At 67.3% G+C, this 22,080-nt stretch carries 23 protein-coding genes; 15 read left to right on the top strand and 8 right to left on the bottom strand.

Annotation, left to right across the window (positions count from 1 at the left end; genetic code table 11):
* Positions 1–15 precede the first annotated feature (15 nt).
* Entirely contained in the window at positions 16–837 is an 822-nt protein-coding gene (gene ppsR / locus QTI68_RS21950; protein ID WP_286524451.1) for a posphoenolpyruvate synthetase regulatory kinase/phosphorylase PpsR, read from the top strand.
* On the opposite strand, the gene QTI68_RS21955 is transcribed toward ppsR, so the two are convergent.
* From QTI68_RS21955 to ahpC, 7 genes are all read right to left on the bottom strand, one after another.
* Positions 834–1,613, bottom strand: a complete 780-nt coding sequence (locus tag QTI68_RS21955; protein WP_286524454.1) for a heme ABC transporter ATP-binding protein — start codon at positions 1,611–1,613, stop codon at positions 834–836. The genes ppsR and QTI68_RS21955 overlap by 4 nt on opposite strands.
* Complete coding sequence (locus QTI68_RS21960) at positions 1,610–2,647, bottom strand: FecCD family ABC transporter permease (RefSeq protein WP_286524457.1); 1,038 nt, start codon at positions 2,645–2,647, stop codon at positions 1,610–1,612. The genes QTI68_RS21955 and QTI68_RS21960 overlap by 4 nt, the downstream gene beginning before the upstream one ends.
* Positions 2,644–3,516, bottom strand: a complete 873-nt coding sequence (locus tag QTI68_RS21965; RefSeq protein ID WP_503011723.1) for a heme/hemin ABC transporter substrate-binding protein — start codon at positions 3,514–3,516, stop codon at positions 2,644–2,646. The genes QTI68_RS21960 and QTI68_RS21965 overlap by 4 nt, the downstream gene beginning before the upstream one ends.
* Complete coding sequence (locus QTI68_RS21970; protein WP_286524463.1) at positions 3,513–4,583, bottom strand: hemin-degrading factor; 1,071 nt, start codon at positions 4,581–4,583, stop codon at positions 3,513–3,515. Before QTI68_RS21970 ends, QTI68_RS21965 begins: the two co-directional genes overlap by 4 nt.
* A gap of 27 nt (positions 4,584–4,610) precedes the next feature.
* Positions 4,611–6,830, bottom strand: a complete 2,220-nt coding sequence (locus QTI68_RS21975; protein WP_286524465.1) for a TonB-dependent hemoglobin/transferrin/lactoferrin family receptor — start codon at positions 6,828–6,830, stop codon at positions 4,611–4,613.
* Between the two features lie 220 nt (positions 6,831–7,050).
* A complete protein-coding gene (gene ahpF / locus QTI68_RS21980; protein ID WP_286524466.1) occupies positions 7,051–8,628 on the bottom strand; it encodes an alkyl hydroperoxide reductase subunit F in 1,578 nt (525 codons plus the stop codon).
* Positions 8,629–8,709: 81 nt separating this feature from the next.
* Positions 8,710–9,282: an alkyl hydroperoxide reductase subunit C gene (ahpC, locus tag QTI68_RS21985; protein ID WP_286507442.1), complete on the bottom strand. Its 573-nt coding sequence runs from the start codon at positions 9,280–9,282 to the stop codon at positions 8,710–8,712.
* A gap of 214 nt (positions 9,283–9,496) precedes the next feature.
* Between ahpC and bfr the strand changes: the two genes are divergently transcribed.
* From bfr to hemP, 13 genes are all read left to right on the top strand, one after another.
* Positions 9,497–9,973 carry a bacterioferritin gene (gene bfr, locus QTI68_RS21990; protein WP_286524467.1) on the top strand — a complete coding sequence of 159 codons (477 nt, stop codon included), beginning with the start codon at positions 9,497–9,499 and terminating at the stop codon, positions 9,971–9,973.
* A 196-nt stretch (positions 9,974–10,169) separates the two neighbouring features.
* Positions 10,170–10,814, top strand: a complete 645-nt coding sequence (locus QTI68_RS21995; protein WP_286524470.1) for a PepSY-associated TM helix domain-containing protein — start codon at positions 10,170–10,172, stop codon at positions 10,812–10,814.
* Positions 10,815–10,833: 19 nt separating this feature from the next.
* Positions 10,834–11,355, top strand: coding sequence for a DUF2271 domain-containing protein (locus tag QTI68_RS22000; RefSeq protein ID WP_286524472.1), 522 nt, complete (start codon positions 10,834–10,836; stop codon positions 11,353–11,355).
* A 34-nt stretch (positions 11,356–11,389) separates the two neighbouring features.
* Positions 11,390–12,193, top strand: a complete 804-nt coding sequence (locus QTI68_RS22005) for a DUF4198 domain-containing protein (protein WP_286524474.1) — start codon at positions 11,390–11,392, stop codon at positions 12,191–12,193.
* A gap of 41 nt (positions 12,194–12,234) precedes the next feature.
* Positions 12,235–13,215, top strand: a complete 981-nt coding sequence (locus QTI68_RS22010) for an FAD:protein FMN transferase (protein ID WP_286524477.1) — start codon at positions 12,235–12,237, stop codon at positions 13,213–13,215.
* On the top strand, positions 13,212–14,585 hold the full coding sequence (locus tag QTI68_RS22015) for a sulfite reductase subunit alpha (RefSeq protein WP_286524479.1): 1,374 nt from the start codon (positions 13,212–13,214) through the stop codon (positions 14,583–14,585). Before QTI68_RS22010 ends, QTI68_RS22015 begins: the two co-directional genes overlap by 4 nt.
* A gap of 218 nt (positions 14,586–14,803) precedes the next feature.
* Positions 14,804–17,197: a catecholate siderophore receptor Fiu gene (locus QTI68_RS22020; RefSeq protein WP_286524481.1), complete on the top strand. Its 2,394-nt coding sequence runs from the start codon at positions 14,804–14,806 to the stop codon at positions 17,195–17,197.
* 81 nt (positions 17,198–17,278) lie between these two features.
* Positions 17,279–17,959 carry a Fe2+-dependent dioxygenase gene (locus QTI68_RS22025; protein ID WP_286524482.1) on the top strand — a complete coding sequence of 227 codons (681 nt, stop codon included), beginning with the start codon at positions 17,279–17,281 and terminating at the stop codon, positions 17,957–17,959.
* 116 nt (positions 17,960–18,075) lie between these two features.
* Entirely contained in the window at positions 18,076–18,348 is a 273-nt protein-coding gene (locus QTI68_RS22030; protein ID WP_286524484.1) for a (2Fe-2S)-binding protein, read from the top strand.
* A 106-nt stretch (positions 18,349–18,454) separates the two neighbouring features.
* Positions 18,455–19,138 carry an energy transducer TonB gene (locus tag QTI68_RS22035; protein ID WP_503011728.1) on the top strand — a complete coding sequence of 228 codons (684 nt, stop codon included), beginning with the start codon at positions 18,455–18,457 and terminating at the stop codon, positions 19,136–19,138.
* A gap of 20 nt (positions 19,139–19,158) precedes the next feature.
* Positions 19,159–19,875: a MotA/TolQ/ExbB proton channel family protein gene (locus tag QTI68_RS22040; RefSeq protein WP_286524490.1), complete on the top strand. Its 717-nt coding sequence runs from the start codon at positions 19,159–19,161 to the stop codon at positions 19,873–19,875.
* A 5-nt stretch (positions 19,876–19,880) separates the two neighbouring features.
* On the top strand, positions 19,881–20,294 hold the full coding sequence (locus QTI68_RS22045) for an ExbD/TolR family protein (protein WP_286524491.1): 414 nt from the start codon (positions 19,881–19,883) through the stop codon (positions 20,292–20,294).
* A 104-nt stretch (positions 20,295–20,398) separates the two neighbouring features.
* On the top strand, positions 20,399–20,611 hold the full coding sequence (hemP, locus tag QTI68_RS22050) for a hemin uptake protein HemP (protein ID WP_286524492.1): 213 nt from the start codon (positions 20,399–20,401) through the stop codon (positions 20,609–20,611).
* A gap of 173 nt (positions 20,612–20,784) precedes the next feature.
* On the opposite strand, the gene QTI68_RS22055 is transcribed toward hemP, so the two are convergent.
* Complete coding sequence (locus tag QTI68_RS22055; RefSeq protein WP_286524495.1) at positions 20,785–21,192, bottom strand: GlcG/HbpS family heme-binding protein; 408 nt, start codon at positions 21,190–21,192, stop codon at positions 20,785–20,787.
* Between the two features lie 166 nt (positions 21,193–21,358).
* Between QTI68_RS22055 and QTI68_RS22060 the strand changes: the two genes are divergently transcribed.
* Positions 21,359–22,060 carry a Bax inhibitor-1/YccA family protein gene (locus QTI68_RS22060; RefSeq protein WP_286524496.1) on the top strand — a complete coding sequence of 234 codons (702 nt, stop codon included), beginning with the start codon at positions 21,359–21,361 and terminating at the stop codon, positions 22,058–22,060.
* The last annotated feature ends 20 nt before the right edge of the window (positions 22,061–22,080 follow it).

A 22,080-nucleotide genomic window follows, 5' to 3' on the forward strand; every position in this document is an offset into this window, starting at 1 on the left:
CAAGGTCGCCAATCCATGCACACGCGCACAGTTTTCTTCGTTTCCGACGGCACCGGCATCACCGCCGAAACCTTTGGCAATGCCGTCCTGGCCCAGTTCGAGATGAAGCCGCGCCACGTGCGGCTGCCCTTCACCGACACGGTCGACAAGGCGCACCAGGCGGTGCGAAAAATCAACCACACGGCCGAAATCGAGGGTGTCCGGCCGATCGTCTTCACGACGCTGGCCAACATGGAAGTGCTCGAGGTCATCGAAACCGGCTGCAAGGGCATGCTGCTCGACATGTTCGGCACCTTCGTGCGCCCGCTCGAGATCGAGCTGGCCATGAAATCGAACCATCGCATCGGCCGCTTCAGCGACGTCAGCAAGAGCAAGGAATACGACGCCCGCATCCAGGCCATCGATTTCAGCCTGGCGCACGACGACGGCCAGAGCAACCGCGACCTCGACGGCGCCGACGTGATCCTGGTCGGCGTCAGCCGCAGCGGCAAGACCCCGACTTCGCTCTACCTGGCCATGCAGCACGGCCTGAAAGCGGCCAACTACCCGCTGATCCCCGAGGATTTCGAGCGCCGCCAGCTGCCGCCGGCGCTGATGCCGCACCGCAAGAAGATCTTCGGGCTCACCATCCAGCCCGAGCGGCTGAGCGAGATCCGCAACGAGCGACGGCCGAATTCCCGCTACGCGAGCCTCGAGAGCTGCCGCCAGGAGGTCAGCGAGGCCGAGGCGATGATGCGTCGGGCTGGCATCCGCTGGCTGTCGACCACCACCAAGTCGATCGAGGAGATCGCGACCACGATCCTGCAGGAACTGCGCCCCGAGCGCCTGACGTACTAGCCGAACAGATATTGAATGGTGCCGTCGGCGGCCACCACCGGCTGGCAGGGCATGCCCCAGACGCGCTCGATCAGCGCCGGCTGCAGCACCTGCGCCGCCGGCCCCTGGTGCACGCCGCCTCCGCCCACCAGCACCACCACCTCGTCGGCGTAGCGGCGCGCCAGGTTGAGGTCGTGCAGCACGGCAACGATGCCCACGCCCTGCCCCGCCCAATCGCGCAGCAGGCGCATCGCGGCATGCTGGTGCGACAGGTCGAGGGCGGCGGTCGGCTCGTCCAGCAGCAGCCAGCGGGCGCGGCCGTCGGGCCGCGGATCCCACAGCTGCGCCAGGGCACGCGCCATCTGCACCCGCGACTTCTCGCCGCCCGAGAGGGTGTTGAGCACGCGCTGCGCCAGCGCCGACACATCGGTCAGCGCCATCGCGCCGTCGATGATCGCGTCTTCGTCCCGGCTCGGCGTGCGGCGATGGGGGAAGCGTCCAAGCGCGACGATGTCCTGCGCGCTGAAGTCGAAGGCGACTGCGCTTTCCTGCGGCATGAGCGCACGCCGCAGGGCCAGCGCGGCCGGCCGGTGCACGGCCAGCGGCTGGCGCTCGAGCAGCACCTGGCCCCGGTCCGGCTGGCGCTGGCCGCCCAGGACCGACAGCAGCGTGGACTTGCCCGCGCCGTTGGGCCCCAGGATGGCGGTCACCCGGCCCGGCTGCAGCGTGATGTCGGCGCCGGCGAGCAAGGTCTTGCCGCCGAGCCGCAGGTCGGTGTCGGTACAGGCCAGCGTCACAGGCGCCCCCTGAAATGCCGCAGCATCAGCAGGAACATCGGCACCCCGATGAAGGCGGTCAGCACGCCCAGCGGCAGTTCGGTCGGCGCCATCACGGTGCGGGCCACCGTGTCGGCCGCCAGCACCAGCACCGCGCCGAGCAGCGCCGAGCCCGGCAGCACCACCCGATGGTCGGGCCCGGCCACCAGCCGCACCCAGTGCGGAGCGATCAGGCCGACGAAGCCGATGATGCCGGTGGTCGCCGTCACCGCGCCGACCGCGAAGGCGGTCACCAGGATGGCGCGCCGCTTGACGCGCTCGACGTCGACGCCGAGCAGCGTGGCCTGCGCCTCGCCGAGTGCGATCGCATTCAGCGGCGCCGCCAGCGCCAGTCCGGCGCCGAGGGCGACCAGCACGATCGCGCCGACCAGCCCCACGGCGCTCCAGCGCGCGCCGCCCAGGCTGCCCAGCAGCCAGAACTGCAGGCTGCGCAACTGCTCGTCGCTGGCCATCACGCTGAGAAAGCCGAGCCCCGCGCCCGCCAGCGCATTGATCGCAATGCCGGCCAGCAGCATGAGGGCCATGCGGGTGCTGCCTTCGCTGCGTGACAGGCCGTAGATCAGCAGCGTGACCAGGAAGCCGCCGCCGAAGGCCATGCTGACCAAGGTCCAGCTGCCCAGGCTGCGCGGCAGCACCGGCATCAGCCAGGCGCCGAGCACGATCGTCACGCCGGCCGCCAGCGCGGCGCCGCTGCTGATGCCGATCAGGCCCGGGTCGGCCAGCGGATTGCGGAACAGGCCCTGCATCAGCGCGCCGGCCATGCCCAGACCGGCACCGGCGGCGACGCCGAGCACCAGCCGCGGCAGCCGGATGTTGACGAACACCAGGTACTCGGGCGACGGGTCGGCCCCGCCCTGCCAGATCGAAGCGAACACGCCCATCAGCTGCGAGCCGCTGATCGCGTAGGCGCCTGACGCGGCGCCGACGACCAGGCTCGACAGCAGCAGCGCGAACCCACCCGCCAGCGTGGTGCGCATCGAGAGCCGCCCGCTCATGCCGCGCGCAGGCTCTTGTGCAGCTCGCTGACGGCGGCCGGCAGACGCGGGCCGAAGCCCAGCAGCAGCAAGGCGTCCTGGGCCACCAGGGCCCGGCGCTTGAAGGCCGGCGTCAGCGCCAGTTCGGGCCGCTGCCAGAACTTCTCGGCACCGCCATGGGCCTCGATGCTCTGCGTGGTGGTCAGGATGACGTCGGGCGCGGCGCTGGCCATGGCCTCGGCGGTCATCGGACGGTAACCCTGGAAGCCCGAGAGGCAATTGACGCCGCCGGCGAAGCCGATCACCGCGTTGGCGGCCGTCTTCTCGCCCGACACCTGCGGACTGGCGCTGTGCGACAGCACGAACAGCACGCGCGGCTTGCGCCCGGGGCTCGCCGCCACCCGCTGCTGCAGCCCGGCCCATTCGGCATCGAGGCGCGCCATCAGCTCGCGCGCCTGCCGTTCGCGCGCCGCCGCGCGGCCCACGGCCGCGACCTTGCGCTGCACCTCGGACCAGCTGTGGTCGGCCTCGACCAGTTCCAGCCGGACGCCGGCCGTGCGCAGCTGGTCGAGCACCACCGGCGGCCCCGACTCGGTGGTTGCGATCACCGCATCGGGCTTCAGCGACAAGAGGCCTTCGGCGGAGAGCTGGCGCATGTAGCCGACCTTGGGCGTCTGCCGGGCTGCCTCCGGGTAGAGGCTGGTGGTGTCGGTGCCGACCAGCTGCGATTCGGCGCCCAGCGCATAGACCACCTCGGTGATCGCGCCGCTGATGGTCACCAGGCGCGGCGCGCGCGGGCCCTGCGCCAGCGCCGTGCCGGCGCAGGCCGCCAGCGCGCCGGCACCGGCCAGGCGCAGCGCGTCGCGACGATTTGGCATCGGCTGCGTCATGGGCTCACCTCGAGCGTCGGCAGCTTGCGCACCAGCGCGCGCCAGTCCTCGCGCTCGGCAGCCCCGGGCTTGCGGGTGCCGAAGAACATCGCCATGAGGCCGCCTTCGCCGTCGAAGGCCTCGACCGAGGTCACGACCCCGTCGCTGGTGGGCTTCTCGACGATCCAGACGCTGTCGATCAGGTCTTCGCGCAGATGCAGGTTGAAGCCCGGGTCGAGCACGTTGAGCCACTGCATGCCGCGCATCTCCATCGGCTCGATGCGCACCACCGGTCCGCTGTGGATCTGGATGCAGCCCGGGCTGCCGACGAAGACCATGATCGGCGTGCCCGCGAAGGAGGCTTCGAGGAGCAGTTCGCGCACCGCGGTGCGCTGCGCCCGCTTCGTGAAGCCGCCTTCGCTCAGGCGGAAGCTCTGCTGGCGTTCGACCTCGAACTTGTTCAGCAGCCCGAAGAACTGGTGGGTGTCGGTCATGCCGCCCCAGGCTTCGGCCAGCCCCGCACGGTCGATCTCGCCGTCGGGCCGCGGCTGCGCCTTGGCTTCGGCGGGCGCGAAGGCGACCTGCCGAGCCGCATCCGCATGGGCCTGCGCGACCGACTCGAAGGCGCCGCGATCGGTCGCGTCGCGCGCGAAGATCTTGTGCACGGCGATGCCGCTGGCGTCGAAGAACTGCAGGCTGAGCGCGGCTGGCTGGCCCGCGTTGGCCGCCGCCTCGCTGACGAAGAAGCCCGCATGCCAGTGCTTGAAGAAGAGCCGCAGGTCGATCTCCTCGCCGAGCGCCAGTCCCATCTGGGCGCCGCCGGACAGGTTGCGGTAGACGCCGGTCTTTTCGTGCACCGTCGAGCTGTTGCGCGTCAGGGCCAGCACCGGCCCGCAGCGCTCGAGCGACTGCAGCAGCGCCAGCCACGGCCCGCGCAGCGGCGTCGCCCGCAGGCCGCGGGCATGGTCGCCCGCGTGAGCGGCGATGGCCTCGCCTTCGCTGATGCCGAGCGCTTCGGCGGCATCCTTGTGGCGCTTGCCTTCGGCGCGCAGGGTGGCGAATCGTTCGCGTACAAGTTCAGGTTTCATCATGCGTTCCTGCATTCGAGAGAGGGATCAGAAATCGGCCACGAGCGACACGTTGAAATGCCGTCCGGGCTGCGTGTAGGCGTCGACGACGGGTGAGGTGGCGGCGAGGCCGCGCACGTCGCTCCACATCCAGTACTTCTTGTCGGTGAGGTTGACCACCGCGACGTTCAGCCGCAGGTCGCGCCGGATGCGCCACTGCGCGTTGATGTCGAGCGTGGTGGCCGACGGCGTGAGGAACTGCACGCCGGTCGTGACCTCGGCCGGATCGACGTCGCTGCGCTTCTTGGCCGCATAGTGGACCGCGTCGAGGCGCACGCTCCACGTCGGCGCCTGGTACTTCAGACCCACGGCCAGCTTCTGCGGATCGACCGAATTGAGCGGCACGTTGCTGGTGCGATCTTCGCCGCGGGCCTGGCCGTAGGCGATCGGCAGCGTGAAGCCGGTACCGTTGGCGGTCCAGTCGAACTCGCCCTTGAGCTCGAAGCCATAGATCCGGGCGCGCCCGATGTTGACCGACTGGAATGTCGCCGGGTTGGTGCGCGAGCCGAACACGCCGCCGACCTGGCGATCGTTCTCGATCAGGTCGCGGTAGTTGCCCGTGAAGGCCGCGGCCTCGAAGTTCAGGATGCCGGCCCGGCCCCGGGTGCCGAGCTCGAAGTTGTCGCTGGTCTCGGGCTTGAGGTTCGGATTGGGAATCGTCCGGTAGCCGGAGATCACGTTCTCGAAGAAGTTGTTGACCTGGAAGGCGTTCGGCGCCTTGAAGCCCGAGGCGTAGTTGCCGTAGATCGTCCATTGCGGCGTCGCGCGGTACAGCACGCCGAGCTTGGGCGAGACCGCCGAATCGGACAGCGAGACCGCCGTGGGACCGAAGCCGGCCTGCTTGGCGTCGATGTCGAAATGGTCGATGCGCACGCCGGGCGTGATGCTCCACCGGTCGTGGATGAATTCGTCCTGGATGTAGAAGGCCGCGGTCTTCTCCGTCGTGTCGGGAAAGCGCTTGAGCGGATAGACCTCGCCGGCCGGCGGCACCAGCCCGGTCTGCAGGTTCTCGACCCCCGTGTTCGTGTAGTCGATGCCGTAGGTGATGCGCTGCGACCAGTCGCCGGACATGCGCAGCGTCTTGTCGGCCTGCAGGCCGGCCTGCCAGGTGTTCTCGCTGTAGGTGACGTCACGCATGCGGTCGGCGGCGGAGTAACGCTTCTCCCAGGCTTGTTCGCGCGAATCGGCCTTCTGGTAGCTCAGGTAGCCGAGCAGATTGTCGGCCAGCACCGAGTCCACGCGCAGCCGCCCGTCCCATGTCAGGCGGTCGCGTTGCAGGTCGGTCAAGGCGCCGAGGCCGGTCACCGAGGTCGAGGTGTAGGGCGGCTTCGAAATGCCCGACAACAGGTCGTAGCCGGTCGACCTGGCCACATGCTCGAAGGTGAGGTTGTGCACCAGATCGGCATTCGGCTTCACGATCAGCTTGGCAAGCAAGGACTGGCTGTTGCCTTGCTCGGGGTTGGGCGCCGTGCGGTCGGTGTTGCGGGCATCGTTGGTGCCCATGTTCTCCAGCTCGTGCGTGCGGCTGCCGTTGGCGGAAATCAGCCAGCTCACCGTGTCGCTGGCCTTGCCGGCCAGCGTCACGCCGCCCTGCCAGCCGTTGTCGTCGCCGCTGTAGCCGACGTTGGCGCTACCGCCGAAGGTCTTGCCGTCGGCCAGGAAGGACTCCGGCTGCCGGGTGATGAAGTTGACCAGGCCGGCCAGCCCGTCGGAGCCGTAGAGCGCGGAGGCCGGTCCCTTGATGATCTCGATGCGCTCGATCAGGCCGAGGTCGAAGTAGTCGCGTCCGAAGGCATTGGCGCTGAAGACGTAGCTGCGGGGCATCCGGATGCCGTCGGTCATCAGCAGCACGCGGTTGCCGTCCAGGCCCCGGATATTGAAGCCCGCATTGCCGTCGCGGCCGGTGTTGCCGGTCGCAAGGCCGAAGCGCGCAGGCGCCCGGCGCACCGACACGTTGGGAATGTCGCGCACCGCGTCGCGGATGTTGTGGATCTGCTCGAACTCGATCTGCTCCCGGTCGATCACCTCGACGGTGGCCGGGATGTCATCCTTGTTCTGCTCGGAGCGCGTGCCGCTCACCACGATCTCGCCGAGTGCCGCAACCCGGGCGGGGCCGGCCTCCTGGGCCGACGAGAGGGTGCCGAAGCCGGAAGCGATCAGCCAGGGGAGGATGCGAAGACGGTGCGAGAAGGCAGTGGAACGTGACACTTGGAGTCCAGGACAGCGATGAGAGAAGCTGCTCGCTGGACCGCGCGCCGCGAAAGGCGCGGCGCGATCTTGCTGGCGGGTGGATGGGCAATGTGCCCGGCCCGTACTATATGAGAATAATTCTCATTAGTAACTGAATGTCGTTCTTTTTTCAGGGTCGATCCGCGTGGATCTGCGCCTCGCCGTCCCTGCACGGGGGGCCGGCGAGGCGACAACCCGCTCAGGCTGCGACCGCCTCTTCCGCCGGCGCCGAGGTGCGGATCAGGTGGTCGAAAGCGCTCAACGCCGCCTTCGCGCCATCGCCGGCGGCGATGATGATCTGCTTGAACGGCACCGTCGTGGCGTCGCCCGCGGCGAACACGCCCGGCACCGAGGTCTGGCCCTTGGCGTCCACCACGATCTCGCCGTGCTTCGACAGCTCGACCGTGCCCTTGAGCCAATCGGTGTTGGGCACCAGGCCGATCTGCACGAACACGCCTTCGAGCGCCACCCGATGGCTCTCGCCGGTCGCGCGGTCCTTGTAGACCAGGCCGTCGACCTTCTGGCTGTCGCCGGTGATCTCGGTGGTCTGCGCGTTGAGGTGCACCGTGACGTTGGCGAGGCTGCGCAGCTTGCGCTGCAGCACCGCGTCGGCCCGCAGCTGCGTGTCGTACTCGATCAAGGTCACGTGGCCGACGATGCCGGCCAGGTCGATCGCCGCCTCGACGCCCGAGTTGCCGCCGCCGATCACCGCCACGCGCTTGCCCTTGAACAGCGGACCGTCGCAGTGCGGGCAGTAGGCCACGCCCTTGTTCTTGTACTCGTGCTCGCCGGGCACGTTGATGTTGCGCCAGCGCGCACCGGTCGAGATCACGACCGACCGGCTCTTCAGCGACGCCCCGCTCTCGAGCTTGATCTCGATGAAGTCGTCGCCCGCCACCAGGCCGGCGGCTCGCTGCAGGTTCATGATGTCGACGTCGTAGTCGCGCACATGCTCCTCGAGCGCCAGGGCGAACTTGGGTCCTTCGGTCTCCTTGATCGAGATGAAGTTCTCGATGCCCATGGTGTCGAGCACCTGGCCGCCGAAGCGCTCCGAGGCGACACCGGTGCGAATGCCCTTGCGCGCCGCGTACACCGCGGCCGCCGCACCGGCGGGGCCGCCGCCGACGATCAGCACGTCGAAGGGTTCCTTGGCGGCGATCTTCTTCGCTTCGCGCTCGACGCCGCTGGTGTCGATCTTGGCCAGGATCTCCTCGAGGCTCATGCGGCCCTGGCCGAATTCGGTGCCGTTCAGGAAGACGGTCGGCACGGCCATGATCTGGCGTTCCTTGACCTCGTCCTGGAACAGCGAGCCGTCGATCATCGTGGTCTTGATGCGCGGGTTCTGGATCGCCATCAGGTTCAGCGCCTGGACCACGTCCGGGCAGTTGTGGCAGGTCAGCGAGATGTAGATCTCGAACTCGAAGTCGCCGTCGAGTGCGCGGATCTGCTGCAGCACCGCGTCGTCGACCTTGGGCGGGTAGCCGCCGACCTGCAGCAGGGCCAGCACGAGCGAGGTGAATTCGTGGCCCATCGGCAGGCCCGCGAAACGCGGACCGTGGTTTTCGCTGGGCCGGTTGATGGAAAAGGACGGCTTGCGATGCTGGTCGTCCCGGCTCTCGCTGACCTTCACCAGCGCCGACGACTCGGCCACGTCCTTCAGCAGCGCCTGCAGGTCGCCCGACGCCTTGCTGTCATCGAGCGAAGCGACGATCTCGATCGGCTGCGTGATGCGGTCGAGGTAGCTTTTGAGTTGCGATTTGGTGCCGGCGTCGAGCATGGTGACTTTCTTTTTCAAATGCGGTGGAAACAAAAAAGCCCGGGTGCGAACGCGCCCGGGCTGTGGCGCGAACCAGGCGGCTTAGATCTTGCCGACCAGGTCGAACGAAGGCTTGAGCGTTTCGGCGCCTTCGGTCCACTTGGCGGGGCAGACTTCGCCCGGGTGAGCGGCGACGTACTGGGCTGCCTTCACGCGGCGCAGCAGTTCGGCGGCGTCGCGGCCGATGCCGTTGTCGTGCACTTCGATGGTCTTGATCTTGCCTTCGGGGTCGATCACGAAGGTGCCGCGGTAGGCCAGGCCGGCGTCTTCGCCTTCTTCGATCAGGACCTGGAAGGCGCGTGCCAGTTGCTGGCTCGGGTCGCCGATCAGCGGGTACTGCACCTTGCCGATGGTCTCGGACGTGTCGTGCCAGGCCTTGTGCGTGAAGTGGGTGTCGGTCGACACGCCATACACCTCGACGCCGAGCTTCTGGAATTCGGCATAGTGATCGGCCAGGTCACCCAGTTCGGTCGGGCACACGAAAGTGAAGTCGGCCGGGTAGAACACGACGACGGACCACTTGCCCTTGAAGTTGTCGTTGCTGACGGGCACGAACTTGCCGTTGTGATACGCAGTGGCTTTGAACGGGATGATTTCTGTGTTGATCAGGGACATTGAGTTTCCTTGGAGGCTGATGAAAAGTGCGAGTGATTAGTATAACTACCAATATCCGCTTTCAGATAGCCATGGGCTATTAATTGCATTGCCCACCCCTATGAATGCGAACACCTATCACCCTCACCCGCATGCAGACCGTCGGCGCATGGGTTTGCTTGCGTGGCCGCCCGGCGGACTCGCACAATCGTCTCTTTAAGAACAAGGAAAAACCATGAAGGGCGACCCACAAGTCATCGACCATCTGCAGGCGCAACTCAAGAACGAGTTGACCGCGATCAACCAGTATTTCCTGCACTACCGGATGCTCAAGCACTGGGGCCTCGACAAGCTGGCCAAGAAGGAATACGACGAGTCGATCGGCGAGATGAAGCACGCCGACCGGATCATGGACCGGATCTTCATGCTCGACGGCCTGCCCAACCTGCAGGACCTGGCCAAGCTCCAGGTCGGCGAAGACGTCCCCGAGATCCTCGAATGCGACCTGCGCTCCGAGACCGGCGCGCAGGCGACCATCAAGGCCGGCATCGCCCACTGCGAAAGCGTGCGCGACTACGTCTCGCGCGACCTCTTGCAAGAGATCCTGGACGACACCGAGGAACACATCGATTTCCTCGAGACCCAGATCGACCTGGTCGGCAAGGTCGGCCTGCAGAACTACCTGCAGTCGCAGATGGGCGAGAACGAGTAGGCCGGCACGGCTTCAGACGAGCGGGGCAATGCCCCGCTTTTTTTTGACTTTACGAAACTTCATTGCTATAAAAAAAGGAGCGACAAGGTCATATTTGACGGGGCTTTTCTGCGCATCTGGGTACCGCTCCGGGCGCAGCCAAGCAAGCTGCAAATAGAATTCATTCTCATCTGAGCGGCTAGAATCGCCCGCTCCGATGACCGCCGCCACCACCGACAACCGCCGCCGCGCCTACTGGCTCAAGACCCTGCACGAATGGCACTGGGTCAGCTCGGCGCTCTGCCTGATCGGGCTGCTGCTGTTCGGCATCACCGGCTTCACGCTCAACCATGCGGCCAGCATCGAGGCCAGGCCGAAGGTGACGAGCCGGACCGCCACCGTCGACGACGTCTTGCGCGCGGCCTTGCTGAAGGAACTCCCCGCCGCCAAGGCCCGCAAGGGCAAGGCCGAACTGCCCGCCGAACTGCAGGCCTGGATCCAGGCGCAGTGGGCGGTCGACACCGCCGGTCGCGACGCCGAATGGTCGGACGACGAGATCTACCTGTCGCTGCCGCGCCCGGGCGGCGATGCCTGGCTGCGGCTGAGTCTGATCGATGGCGAAGCCGAGTACGAGCGGACCGACCGCGGCTGGCTTTCCTACTTCAACGACCTGCACAAGGGCCGCAACAGCGGCGCGGCCTGGAGCTTGTTCATCGACATCTTCGCGGCCGCCACGCTGGTGTTCTCGATCACCGGACTCTTCATTCTCAAGATGCACGCCGGCAACCGGCCCTTCACCTGGCCGATGGTCGGCATGGGCCTGGTGATCCCGGTGCTGCTCGCGCTGCTGTTCATCCACTGATCCAGGAAAGAGGTTTTTCGTGCAAGTTCGCTATTCCCTCGCCGTCGCCGCACTGTTCGGCGCACCGGCCTTTGCCGCGGGGCTCACGGTCAACGTCGAAGTGCCGCGCCTCAACGTGGCGGAGTACCACCGCCCCTACGTGGCGGCCTGGATCGAGCGGCCCGACCAGTCGGTGGCCGGCACGCTGGCGGTCTGGTACGACGTCAAGAACAAGGGCAGCGCCGAGGGCGAAGGCACCAAGTGGCTGAAGGACCTGCGCCAGTGGTGGCGCCGCACCGGCCGCGAACTGCAGATGCCGACCGATGGCGTGAGCAGCGCGACGCGGCCGGCCGGCAAGCACCAGATCGCCGTGTCCGAGGGTTCGGTGGCGCTGCCCAAGCTGGCGCCCGGCGCCTACAAGCTGTATGTCGAGGCGGCGCGCGAGGTCGGCGGCCGCGAGATCGTGAGCATTCCCTTCCAGTGGCCGCCGGCCAAGGCCGAGCAGTCGCAGGTCGCCGGCAACAGCGAGCTGGGCGAGGTCTCGCTCGAGCTCAAGCCCTGATCCAACTTCGTCACCAACTTCCCGGGAACCCATCATGAAGCTCTCCTTGCGCACCCTCGCTCTCGGCATCGCCCTCTGCGCCGGCACCGCGGCCGTCCAGGCCCACAACGCCTGGCTGATGCCGTCGAGCACCGTGTTGTCGAAGGCCGACTGGATCACGGTCGACGCCGCGGTGTCGAACGACCTGTTCTTCTTCAACCACAACCCGCTGAACCTCGACAGTCTGGCGGTCACGGCGCCCGACGGCAGCACGGTCAAGCCCGAGAACATGTTCAAGGGCAAGCTTCGGGCCGGCTTCGACCTGAACCTCACGCAGCCCGGCACCTACCGCCTGGCCCTGGTCAACGAAGGCGTCTTCGCACGCTGGAAGGACAAGGCGACCGGCCAGACCAAGCGCGCCCGCGGCACGCCCGAGAACATCGCCAGCCAGATCCCGGCCGATGCGACCGAGGTCGAAGTCACGCAATCGGCGGGCCGCAACGAGACCTTCGTCACCGTCGGCAAGCCCAGCGCGCTGCGTGCCAGCGGCAAGGGCCTCGAACTGGTCACGGCCAATCCGACCGACTTGGTGAAGGGCGAGAAGACCAGCTTCACGCTGCAGTTGGACGGCCAGCCGGCCAAGGACCTCGAGGTCACGGTCACGCTGGGCAACACGCGCTATCGCGACAAGCTCGACGAGCTCAAGGTCAAGACCGATGCCAAGGGCCAGTTCAGCGTGACTTGGCCGGAAGCCGGCATGTACTGGCTCGACGCCAGCACGACCGACAAGAAGACCTCGGTGCCGCAGGCCAAGGAACGGCGCCTGAACTACGCCGCGACCCTGGAAGTGATGCCCTGAGTCCGGCCGCGAAAGTCCCGGCGCCCGCGCGAGCGTCTTTCGTGTCCTGGGCTGCGGGCGGCTACGCCAACACGCCCCGGCCGCGCCGTGCCGACCCTGCCAGCCTGCAGGCGCTGGCCGGCCGCAGCATGGGCACGACCTGGTCTTTGCGCTTCGACAACCCGCGCATGGTCGCGCTCGAGGACGTGCGCGCCGCGGCCCAGGCCGCGCTCGATCGCGTGGTCGCGCAGATGAGCACGTGGGAAGCAGACTCGGACATCCGCCGTTTCAACCATGCCGCCGCCGGCAGCCGGCACGTGCTCGAACCCGAATTTGCCAGGGTGCTGGCCTGCGCCCTTCGATGGGCCGCGGCCAGCGACGGGGCGATCGACCCGAGCATCGGCCCGCTGGTCGCGCTTTGGGGCTTCGGTGCCGACGCCTCGAACGACGGGCCGCCCTCCCCCGCTGCGATCGCGCAGGCCCGTGCACGCGTGCGCTGGCAGCGCCTGGCGCTGGACCCCGAGACCCGCACCGCCATCCAGCCGGGCGGCGCGGCACTCGACCTGTCGGGCGTCGCCAAGGGCTTCGCGGTCGACCAGGTCGCCGCTGCGCTGCAGGCACTCGGGCTCGGCGATTTCCTGGTCGAAGTCGGCGGCGAGCTGCGCGCGGCCGGCCGTCGCCCCGGCGGCGATCCGTGGCAGGTGCTGGTCGACGCGCTGCCCGGCCACACGCACCGGGTGCCGCTCGACGGCCTGGCGATCGCGACCTCGGGTGACCGCTGGCATGTCCGCGAACACCAGGGACGGCGCTGGTCGCACACGCTCGATCCGCGCACCGGCGAGCCGGTGCGCCATGCGCTGGCTTCGGTGACGGTGCTCCATCCCGAGTGCATGGAGGCCGACGCGCTGGCCACCGTGCTGACCGTGCTGGGTCCCGATGACGGCCTGGCCTTTGCCCGCCGCCACGACGTGGCGGCGCTGTTCGTGTGCCGCGCCGAACGGGGCCCGCGCGCCTTCGCCAGCCCCGCCTGGCCAATCCAGTGACGGAGCCGACCCTGCGGGCGCTCGCCGCCTGCTTCACCCTGTTCGCCTATGCCGCGCTGTGCGCCGCGATCTACTGGCGGCGGCGCCGGCAACGCGATGCCAGCGAGCGGAGGGCCTCCGCGCTGGCCGGCAGCGGGGCCGGCGCCGCCACCCTGGTGCTGTATGCCAGCCAGACCGGCCAGGCCGAGGCCCTTGCATGGCAGACCGGCGGCTGGCTGCATGCGGCCGGGACACCGGCGCGCGTGATGCCGCTCAACGAGGTCGATATCGACCTGCTGCGGCGGGCGCCGAAGGCCCTCTTCATCGCCAGCACATATGGCGAAGGCGATGCGCCCGACGGCGCCAGCCTGTTCGCCGAGCACGTGATGGGCGCGAAGGCCGAGCTGTCTTCGCTGCGCTATGCGGTGCTCGCGCTGGGCGACCGCCAGTACGCCAACTTCTGCCGCTTCGGCCGCCTGCTCGACGAGTGGCTGCACGCGGCCGGCGCGGCCCGCAGCTTCGAGCGCATCGAGGTCGACAATGCCGAGCCCGCCACCCTGGCCGCCTGGCAGGCGCAGTGCGGCGGCGGCGCGGCGGCCGACGACACCGCGGACCCATCGGAAGCCGCGGCGCCGGCCATGCCGTGGCGACTGGGGTCGCGCACGCTCCTCAACGAAGGCAGCGCCGGCGCGCCGGTGTACCGACTGGCCTTCACGCCGATGGCCGCACCGGCCGCCGGCTGGGAATCCGGTGACATCGCGCGGCTCGCCCTCGCCAGCGATCCCGGACGGCCGCGCGACTATTCGATCGCCTCGATCCCCGCCGACGGGAGCCTCGAGTTGCTGGTGCGCCAGGAGCAGCACCCCGACGGCAGGCTCGGCGCCGCTTCCGGCCTGCTGACCTCGACCCTTCGGCTGGGCGACACGGTCCAGCTGCAACTGCGCCCGCACCGCAATTTCCGGCTGGGCGAAAGCCTCGAGCGCCCGCTGCTGCTGATCGGCAACGGCACCGGGCTGGCCGGCCTGCGCGGCCACCTGCGCGCCCGCGCAGCGCAGGGCCGGCACGACAACTGGCTGGTCTTCGGCGAGCGCAACGCGCAGCACGATTTCCTTTGCCGTGCAGAGATCGAAGCCTGGCAGCAAGTCGGGGTGCTCCAGCGGCTCGACATGGTGTTCTCGCGCGACCAGGCCGAACGGCTCTATGTCCAGCACCGCCTGCTGCAACGTCACGACGAGGTGCGCGCCTGGATCGCACGCGGTGCCGCGATCTACGTCTGCGGCAGCCTGCAAGGCATGGCCTCCGGCGTCGACGCCGCGCTGCGCCAGATCGCGGGTGATGGGCCGATGCGCGAACTCGCGGCCGCCGGACGCTACCGCCGCGACGTCTACTGAAACTACTGCGTTGCTCTGAAGCAACGAAAAATCGCCGGCCTTTACAAAATTTCTCCCAATGTGAACGCTGCGTTAACAGGCGTATTGAGATTCATTATCATTACGACACTTCGCGCTTCCGCGAAACAACTCACCCAGCCAATCCCGCCGCCGCGACGCCGATGCCGCGCGGGACCCGCCAGTCGAGTTCCCGGTTTTCATTCCTCTCGGAGAATCTCATGGCCTACATCAAGAGCCGCAAGCACGCTGTCGCGCGCGCGCTCCCACCTTTCGGCAGCGCCGCTGCCGCCGCCACGCTGATCGCCCTGGCAGCGCCTGCCATCGCGCAGACTTCCACCAACACGCTGAAGGAAGTGCGCGTCGAGGACAGCACGGCGGACGACTTCCGGGTCGAGAACTCGGCCAACCCCAAGTTCACCGCGCCGCTGGTCGACATCCCGCAGGTGATCCAGGTCATCCCTGAAGCGCTGATGCGCGAGCAAGGCGCCACCACCTTGACCGAAGCGCTGCGCAACACCCCGGGCGCGGGCGCCTTCTTCCTGGGCGAGAACGGCAGCACCAACACCGGCGACTCGATCTTCATGCGCGGCTTCGATGCCTCGAGCAGCATCTTCGTCGACGGCGTGCGCGACGTCGGCGCGATCTCGCGCGACATGTTCAACATCGAGCAGGTCGAAGTGGTCAAGGGGCCGTCGGGCACCGACGTCGGCCGCACCTCGCCGACCGGCTACATCAATCTGATCACCAAGAAGCCCAAGCTCGAGAACAGCTTCTCCGGCTCCCTCACCTACGGCAGCGCGGACTATGGCCGCGGCACCCTGGACTGGAACCGCGTGATCAGCGGCGCCGACGGCTCGGCCACCGCGTTCCGCTTGAACGCGGTCGCCGAAGATGGCGGCGTGGCCGGCCGCGACGAGGTCAAGAACAAGCGCTGGGGCTTCGCGCCCTCGATCGCCTTCGGCCTCAACACGCCGACGCGCGTGTACCTCGACTATGTCCACATGAAGCAGGACAACGTGCCCGACGGCGGCGTGCCCACCATCGGCCTGCCCGGCTACAGCACGCCGGACGCGCTGCTGATCAACTCGCCGATCCTGCGCCGCACCTTCCTGAACTACGCGCAGCCCGTCGATTCGAAGAACTTCTACGGCACCACGTCCGACTTCAACGACGTCACGACCGACATGTTCACCGCCCGGGTCGAGCACGACATCACGCCCGACATGACGCTGCGCAACATCACGCGCTACGGCAAGACCGATCAGGAATACATGCTGACCTCGTTCATGCTCGGCGGCCTGACGGCGACCCGCGTCGGCACCACCAACACCTACCGCGGCACGGTGCCCGCGCTGACCGCGGGCTTCATCAACACGCCGGTCGCGAGCAATCCGCTCACCTGGACCGTCACGCGCAACGGGCCGACCAACCGGGACCAGGAAAACACGATCTTGCTGAACCAGACCAGCCTGTCGTCGAAGTTCAACACCGGCAGTTTCAGCCACACGGCGAACTTCGGCCTCGAACTGTCGCGCGAAGAGCAAACGGCAGGCAACTTCTTCGCCCCGGGCTTCGCATCGGTCAACACGACCTTCGCGCCGGCAGGCTCCTGGCCGGTCGCCAACCTCTACAACCCGAACCCGAACGTCACCGGCTACAACCGCCTGTCCAACGGCACGGGCTCGTTCGGCAAGACCGACACGGTCAGTCTGTACGGCTTCGACACGATGAAGATCAACGAACAGTGGCAGATCACCGGCGGCCTGCGCTATGACCACTACACCACCGACTACAGCGCGACCGCGCTGACGCTGCCGGCGCGCACCATCACGCCGACCGACCTGTCGACCTCGGGCGACCTGTGGAGCGGCAAGCTCGGCGTGGTCTACAAGCCGGCCGAGAACGGTAGCATCTACGCGGCCTGGGGCACCTCCGCCCAGCCCCCGGGCGGCGCCAACTTCGCCCTGGCCGCCGGCGGCACCGGCAACAGCGCCTCGCGCGTCGACTTCCAGCCGCAGGAAGCCACCACCTACGAGGTCGGTACCAAGTGGGACGTGCTGAACAAGCACCTGTCGCTGACCGCCGCGCTCTATCGCACCGAGGTCAAGAACGAGGTGGTGCAGGACCCCACCACGCTGCTGTACTACCAGACCGGCAAGAAGCGCGTGCAGGGCATCGAGCTGGGCGCGGCCGGCGCGATCACCGACAACTGGGGCGTCAGCGCCGGCTTCACGACCATGGACACCTCGGTCCAGAGCGGCCCGGCCGTGACCGCGGACGGCAGCAACGTGCTGGCCTACACGCCCAAGAACGCCTTCACGCTGTGGACCAGCTACCAGCTTCCGTTCGGCGTGACCCTGGGCGGCGGCGCACGCTACAACGGCAAGCTCAACCGCGGCACCGACGGCGCGATCGGCACCCCGGCCTACACGGACGCCTACTGGGTGTTCGACGCCATGGCCTCGTACCGCATCAACAAGAACGTCGAGCTGCAGTTGAACGTCTACAACATCTTCGACGAGCAGTACGTGGCGGCGATCAACAAGAGCGGCTACCGCTACACGCCGGGCATTCCGCGTTCGGCACGCCTGACCGCCAACTTCGCGTTCTGACGTCGATCAACCCGAGCGCATTTCGCGGTGCGACACTCGAGCCCCGGCCTGCCGGGGCTTTTTCTTTGAGGAATGCTGAAGATGATGCTGCATGTGCCCGATGTGCTGAGCGCCGAACAGGTGCACAAGATTCGAGCCACCCTGGACGCCACCGACTGGGTCGATGGCCGCGAGACCGTCGGCGACCAGGGGGCGCAGGTCAAGCGCAACCGGCAGCTGCCGGAGCAGTCAACGGTCGGCCGCGAGCTGGGCCGGGTCATCCTGGCGGCGCTGTCGCGCAACCCGCTGTTTTTCGCCGCCGCCCTGCCGCTACGCTTCGTGCCGCCGCTGTTCAATCGCTACGAAGGCGGCGAGCACTACGGCTTGCACGTCGACGGTTCGGTGCGCGCCGTCCCGGGCACCGGCGAGCAACTGCGCACCGACCTGTCATGCACCCTCTTCCTGTGCGACCCCGAGGACTATGAAGGCGGCGAACTGGAGGTGGTCGACACTTATGGAACGCACGAGGTCAAGCTGCCGGCCGGCGACCTGATCCTCTACCCGTCCAGCAGCCTGCACCGGGTCCACCCGGTGACCCGGGGCGCCCGCGTCTGTTCTTTCTTCTGGCTGCAGAGCATGGTGCGCGACGAGCGCCAGCGCGCCATGCTGTTCGAACTCGACCAGGTCATCCAGAAGCTGCGCGGGCGGCTCGGCGAGTGCGAGGAATCGGTGGCGCTCACCGGGCAGTATCACAACCTGCTTCGGATGTGGTCGGAAATCTAGGCAGGAGCGAGCAACTTCCCGACCCTGCGGGCTGGATAGTTATTGCAAATGCGAAGAATTCGTATTTATAATCGAGTCCTCTTCAATCAAGCCAGCCAAAAGCCGTCTTCACCGCCATGATCGTCTGCGTCTGCCGCCGAGTCTCCGACCGTGAAATCGCGCGCCATGCACGCGCCGGAATGACCTTCGACGAAGTGCAGTTCGAACTCGGCGTAGCCACCCAATGCGGCCAGTGCGAAGGCTGCGCGCGCGAAGTGGTCGCGCAGTGCAGCGCCTCGCATCCGGTCGCCGCGCTTCACCGCGACACCGGCGCCCAGGCGATCCAGCTTGCCAATTCCATCAAGGAAAGCAACGCATGGAACTCTTCGCGGCTGTCTGCGGCAGCCTGATCCTGGTCGCCAGCTCGGTCTGGTGGATTTTTCGCAAGTAGATTTTTCGGCGTAGCGGTTCTGCTGCCACGGGGCACTCTTTGCGCCTCTCGTATTCGAATGGTTGATCGTGTCTGACCGCTTTTCCCCGCCTCCCTCGGCCCTTGGCCTGTCGCGCAATGCCATCATCGCCGGCAGCGTGGTGCTGTTCCACGTCGCGGCGCTCTGGGCCCTGCAAAGCGGCTTGCTGCGCCGCGCCGCCGAGGTGGTGATCCCGGTCGAGATCCTGAGCGAGTTCATCGAGCCGCCGAAGCCGAAGGAACTCCCCCCGCCTCCGCCGCCACCGCCCGCCCCCAAGCCCCAGGTCGCCAAGACGCCGCCACCGCCGCGCCCGCAGGCGATCCGCGAGCCCAAGCCGACGCCGGCGCCGAACGCGCCCACCGGCAGCATCGAACCACCCCCGCCGCCTGCCCCGCCCGCGCCGCCAGCACCGCCGGCGCCGCCGCCGGCGCCGCCCGCACCGCCCTCGGTGCAGCTGCCGTCGACCGATGCCGACTACCTGCAGAACCCCAAGCCGGTCTATCCCGCCATGAGCAAGCGGCTCGGCGAACAGGGCAAGACGATCGTGCGGGTACTGATCGGGGTCGACGGGCTTCCCAAGCAGGCCAGCATCCGGCAGTCGAGCGGCTATGACCGCCTCGACGACGCGGCGCGGCAGGCCGTCATGAGCTGGCGCTACCTGCCGGGCAAGCGCGATGGGGTTGTCGAGCCGATGGAGTTCAACGTACCGATCAACTGGGTTCTCAAATAATTTTCTTGGAGTAGTTTCATATGGATTCCCAATTCGGCCTGATGAATGTCTGGCAGCAAGGCGACTTCGTCACCAAGGCTGTCGCGCTGCTGTTGATCGGCATGTCGCTCGCCTCCTGGATCGTGATCCTGATCAAGGCGATCGACGTCGTCCGGTACAAGCGCCTCGCGAAGCACTCGCAGGACTTCTGGCACAGCGAAGACTTCGCCACCGCGCTCGCCAAGCTCGGCAAGGACGACGCCAACCCCTTCCGGGCGCTGGCGCTCGAAGGCCGTGAAGCTGCCGCCCACCATCGCAACACCAAGGCCCACCTGCATGACGCGCTCGATGTCAGCGACTGGATCACCCGCGCGCTGCGCAACGGCATCGACGAGTTCACGGCTCGGCTGCAGACCGGCCTGGCGGTGCTCGCATCGGTGGGCTCCACGGCGCCCTTCATCGGCCTGTTTGGCACCGTCTGGGGCATCTATCACGCGCTGATGAGCATCGGCTCCGCCGGCCAGGCGACCATCGACAAGGTGGCCGGCCCGATCGGCGAGGCGCTGATCATGACGGCCCTCGGCCTGGCGGTCGCGATTCCCGCGGTGCTGGGCTACAACGCCCTGGTGCGCGGCAACAAGTTCGTGCTGACCAAGCTCAACAGCTTCGCGCACGACCTGCACGCCTACTTCGTGACCGGCGCCCGGGTCCAGAGCGGCGGCGGCGAAGCCACGGTCGTGCCCCTCAAGAAGGTCTGACCGCCATGGCTTTCGGAACCCAGGACGAACCCGACGAGGTCATGAACGAGATCAACATGACGCCGCTGGTCGACGTCATGCTGGTGCTCTTGATCATCTTCATCATCACGGTGCCCGTGATGAAGCACGCCGTGAACATCGATCTGCCGCGCGCCACCAGCGAGCCCGAGCAGACCAAGCCCCAGAACATCGTGTTCACGGTGGCGGCTGACGGCAGCTACTTCTGGAACGAACAGAAGATCGAAGACGCCGAACTGGTCGGCCGGCTGGCCGCTGAGGCGGCCAAGGAGCCGCAGCCCGAGCTCCACATCCGCGGCGACAAGGCGGTGCGCTACGAGCGCGTGGCGAAGGCGATGTCCGCGGCCCGGGAAGCCGGCGTGCGCAAGATCGGCTTCATCACCGAGCCCGATGCCAAGTGAACGCGGCAGGCGCGGCGAGCCAGTCAAAAAAACCGATCACCGCGATTGACTTTTAATTGAGAATGGTTATCATTAACCAATCGCTTCGACACAGGAGTCATCGAATGTCCGCAACACCCAACGCCTTCACCGTGCTGAACCATCCCTCGCTGGATCACGCAGGCGGCGGTCGTGCTGCTGCCGAAACGGCCCGCCCCGCGCCCCTGTTCGAGAGCGCCGAGCTCCTCAAGGGCGGCAAGGCCGTCGGGATCCTTCACAACGGCTCGCTGTATCGCCTGCAAGCCACCAAACTCGGCAAGCTGATCCTGACCAAATAGGATCGGCCACGCCCCTCGCGCAAGTTTCATCGTGGGGCGACTCGAGGAGATTCATCTCCGAAGGGTCGTTTTTTGCTAGCCAACGGTTCGCCGACTAGCCAAGCTTTTTTTCACGTTGAGCCATGAAAAACGCCGTCCAGAAGGACGGCGTTCTTGTTTGGCGCGACGCCGTATCAGAGGCCCAGCGCGGCGATGCCGGCCTTGGCGATCTGCGCATCCTCGTTCGACTTGACGCCGCTGACGCCGACGGCGCCGATGACCTGGCCGTCCTTGACGATCGGCACGCCGCCTTCGAGCATGCCCTGCACGCCGGGCGCGGTCAGGAACGAGGTCCGGCCGCCGTTGATCATGTCCTCGTAGGTCTTGCTCTCGCGCCGCCCCATGGCCGCCGTATGGGCCTTGGCCGGCGCGATGTGGGACGACAGGGCCGCTGCACCGTCGAGGCGCTGCAGCCACAGCAGATTGCCGCCGTCGTCGGCGATCGCGATGGTCACGGCCCAGTTGTTCTTGAGCGCCTCGGCCTCGGCAGCGGCGGCGATTGCCTTGAGGTCGGACAGTTCGAGAAAGGATTTGGTCTTCATGGTCTTGCAGGAAAGTTGAGCAACCCGCAAGCATAGCGTTCAGGATGGGGGCCGACCCCGGCGAAGACAGGAATGTTCGATGTCGGGGTTTTTCTGCCGGCCCGGCCTTGCAGCCCCCTAGAATGCGCCCACCTGCAGCGTTGCAGCCAACCCAGGAGCTTCAGCAATGAACGACCGCCTCAACACCCTCGACACCCCCGTCGGCTACGGCCAGACGCTGCCGCAGGCGGAGCGCCAGCGCGTCCTGCGCAACACCTACTGGCTGCTGGCCCTGAGCCTGCTGCCCACCGTGCTGGGCGCCTGGCTGGGCGTCGCCACCGGCATCACCCGCTCGCTGACCGGCGGCCTGGGCCTGATCGTCTTCATGGGCGGCGCCTTCGGCTTCATGTTCGCGATCGAGAAGACCAAGAATTCGGCCGCCGGCGTGCCGGTGCTGCTCGGCTTCACCTTCTTCATGGGCCTGATGCTGTCGCGCCTGATCGCGATGGTGCTGGGCTTCCGGAACGGCTCCGAGCTCATCATGACGGCCTTCGGCGGCACCGCCGGCGTGTTCTTCGTCATGGCCTCGCTCGCCACCGTCATCAAGCGCGACCTGTCGGGCATGGGCAAATGGCTCTTCGTCGGCGCCCTGGTGCTGATGTTCGGCGCCATCATCAACATCTTCGTCGGCTCGAGTGCCGGCATGCTGGCCATCTCGGTGGCGGCCATCGGCATCTTCTCGGCCTACATGCTGTACGACCTGAAGCAGATCATCGACGGCGGCGAGACCAACTACATCAGTGCCACGCTGGCGCTGTACCTCGACCTCTTCAACGTGTTCCAGAGCCTGCTGGCCCTGCTCGGCATCTTCGGCGGCGAAAGAGACTGAGCCACTTTCCGCCGTGATCG

This window comes from Variovorax sp. J31P207, from assembly GCF_030316965.1.
Lineage (GTDB): Bacteria > Pseudomonadota > Gammaproteobacteria > Burkholderiales > Burkholderiaceae_C > Variovorax > Variovorax ginsengisoli_B.

Excerpts from the sequence above, each read along its gene's own strand:
- ppsR (WP_286524451.1), top strand. The coding sequence starts at position 16 with ATGCACACGCGCACAGTTTTCTTCGTTTCCGACGGCACCGGCATCACC.
- QTI68_RS21960 (WP_286524457.1), bottom strand. The coding sequence starts at position 2,647 with ATGAGCGGGCGGCTCTCGATGCGCACCACGCTGGCGGGTGGGTTCGCG.
- QTI68_RS21965 (WP_503011723.1), bottom strand. The coding sequence starts at position 3,516 with ATGACGCAGCCGATGCCAAATCGTCGCGACGCGCTGCGCCTGGCCGGT.
- QTI68_RS21970 (WP_286524463.1), bottom strand. The coding sequence starts at position 4,583 with ATGAAACCTGAACTTGTACGCGAACGATTCGCCACCCTGCGCGCCGAA.
- ahpF (WP_286524466.1), bottom strand. The coding sequence starts at position 8,628 with ATGCTCGACGCCGGCACCAAATCGCAACTCAAAAGCTACCTCGACCGC.
- ahpC (WP_286507442.1), bottom strand. The coding sequence starts at position 9,282 with ATGTCCCTGATCAACACAGAAATCATCCCGTTCAAAGCCACTGCGTAT.
- bfr (WP_286524467.1), top strand. The coding sequence starts at position 9,497 with ATGAAGGGCGACCCACAAGTCATCGACCATCTGCAGGCGCAACTCAAG.
- QTI68_RS21995 (WP_286524470.1), top strand. The coding sequence starts at position 10,170 with ATGACCGCCGCCACCACCGACAACCGCCGCCGCGCCTACTGGCTCAAG.
- QTI68_RS22005 (WP_286524474.1), top strand. The coding sequence starts at position 11,390 with ATGAAGCTCTCCTTGCGCACCCTCGCTCTCGGCATCGCCCTCTGCGCC.
- QTI68_RS22020 (WP_286524481.1), top strand. The coding sequence starts at position 14,804 with ATGGCCTACATCAAGAGCCGCAAGCACGCTGTCGCGCGCGCGCTCCCA.
- QTI68_RS22025 (WP_286524482.1), top strand. The coding sequence starts at position 17,279 with ATGATGCTGCATGTGCCCGATGTGCTGAGCGCCGAACAGGTGCACAAG.
- QTI68_RS22030 (WP_286524484.1), top strand. The coding sequence starts at position 18,076 with ATGATCGTCTGCGTCTGCCGCCGAGTCTCCGACCGTGAAATCGCGCGC.
- QTI68_RS22040 (WP_286524490.1), top strand. The coding sequence starts at position 19,159 with ATGGATTCCCAATTCGGCCTGATGAATGTCTGGCAGCAAGGCGACTTC.
- QTI68_RS22045 (WP_286524491.1), top strand. The coding sequence starts at position 19,881 with ATGGCTTTCGGAACCCAGGACGAACCCGACGAGGTCATGAACGAGATC.
- hemP (WP_286524492.1), top strand. The coding sequence starts at position 20,399 with ATGTCCGCAACACCCAACGCCTTCACCGTGCTGAACCATCCCTCGCTG.
- QTI68_RS22055 (WP_286524495.1), bottom strand. The coding sequence starts at position 21,192 with ATGAAGACCAAATCCTTTCTCGAACTGTCCGACCTCAAGGCAATCGCC.
- QTI68_RS22060 (WP_286524496.1), top strand. The coding sequence starts at position 21,359 with ATGAACGACCGCCTCAACACCCTCGACACCCCCGTCGGCTACGGCCAG.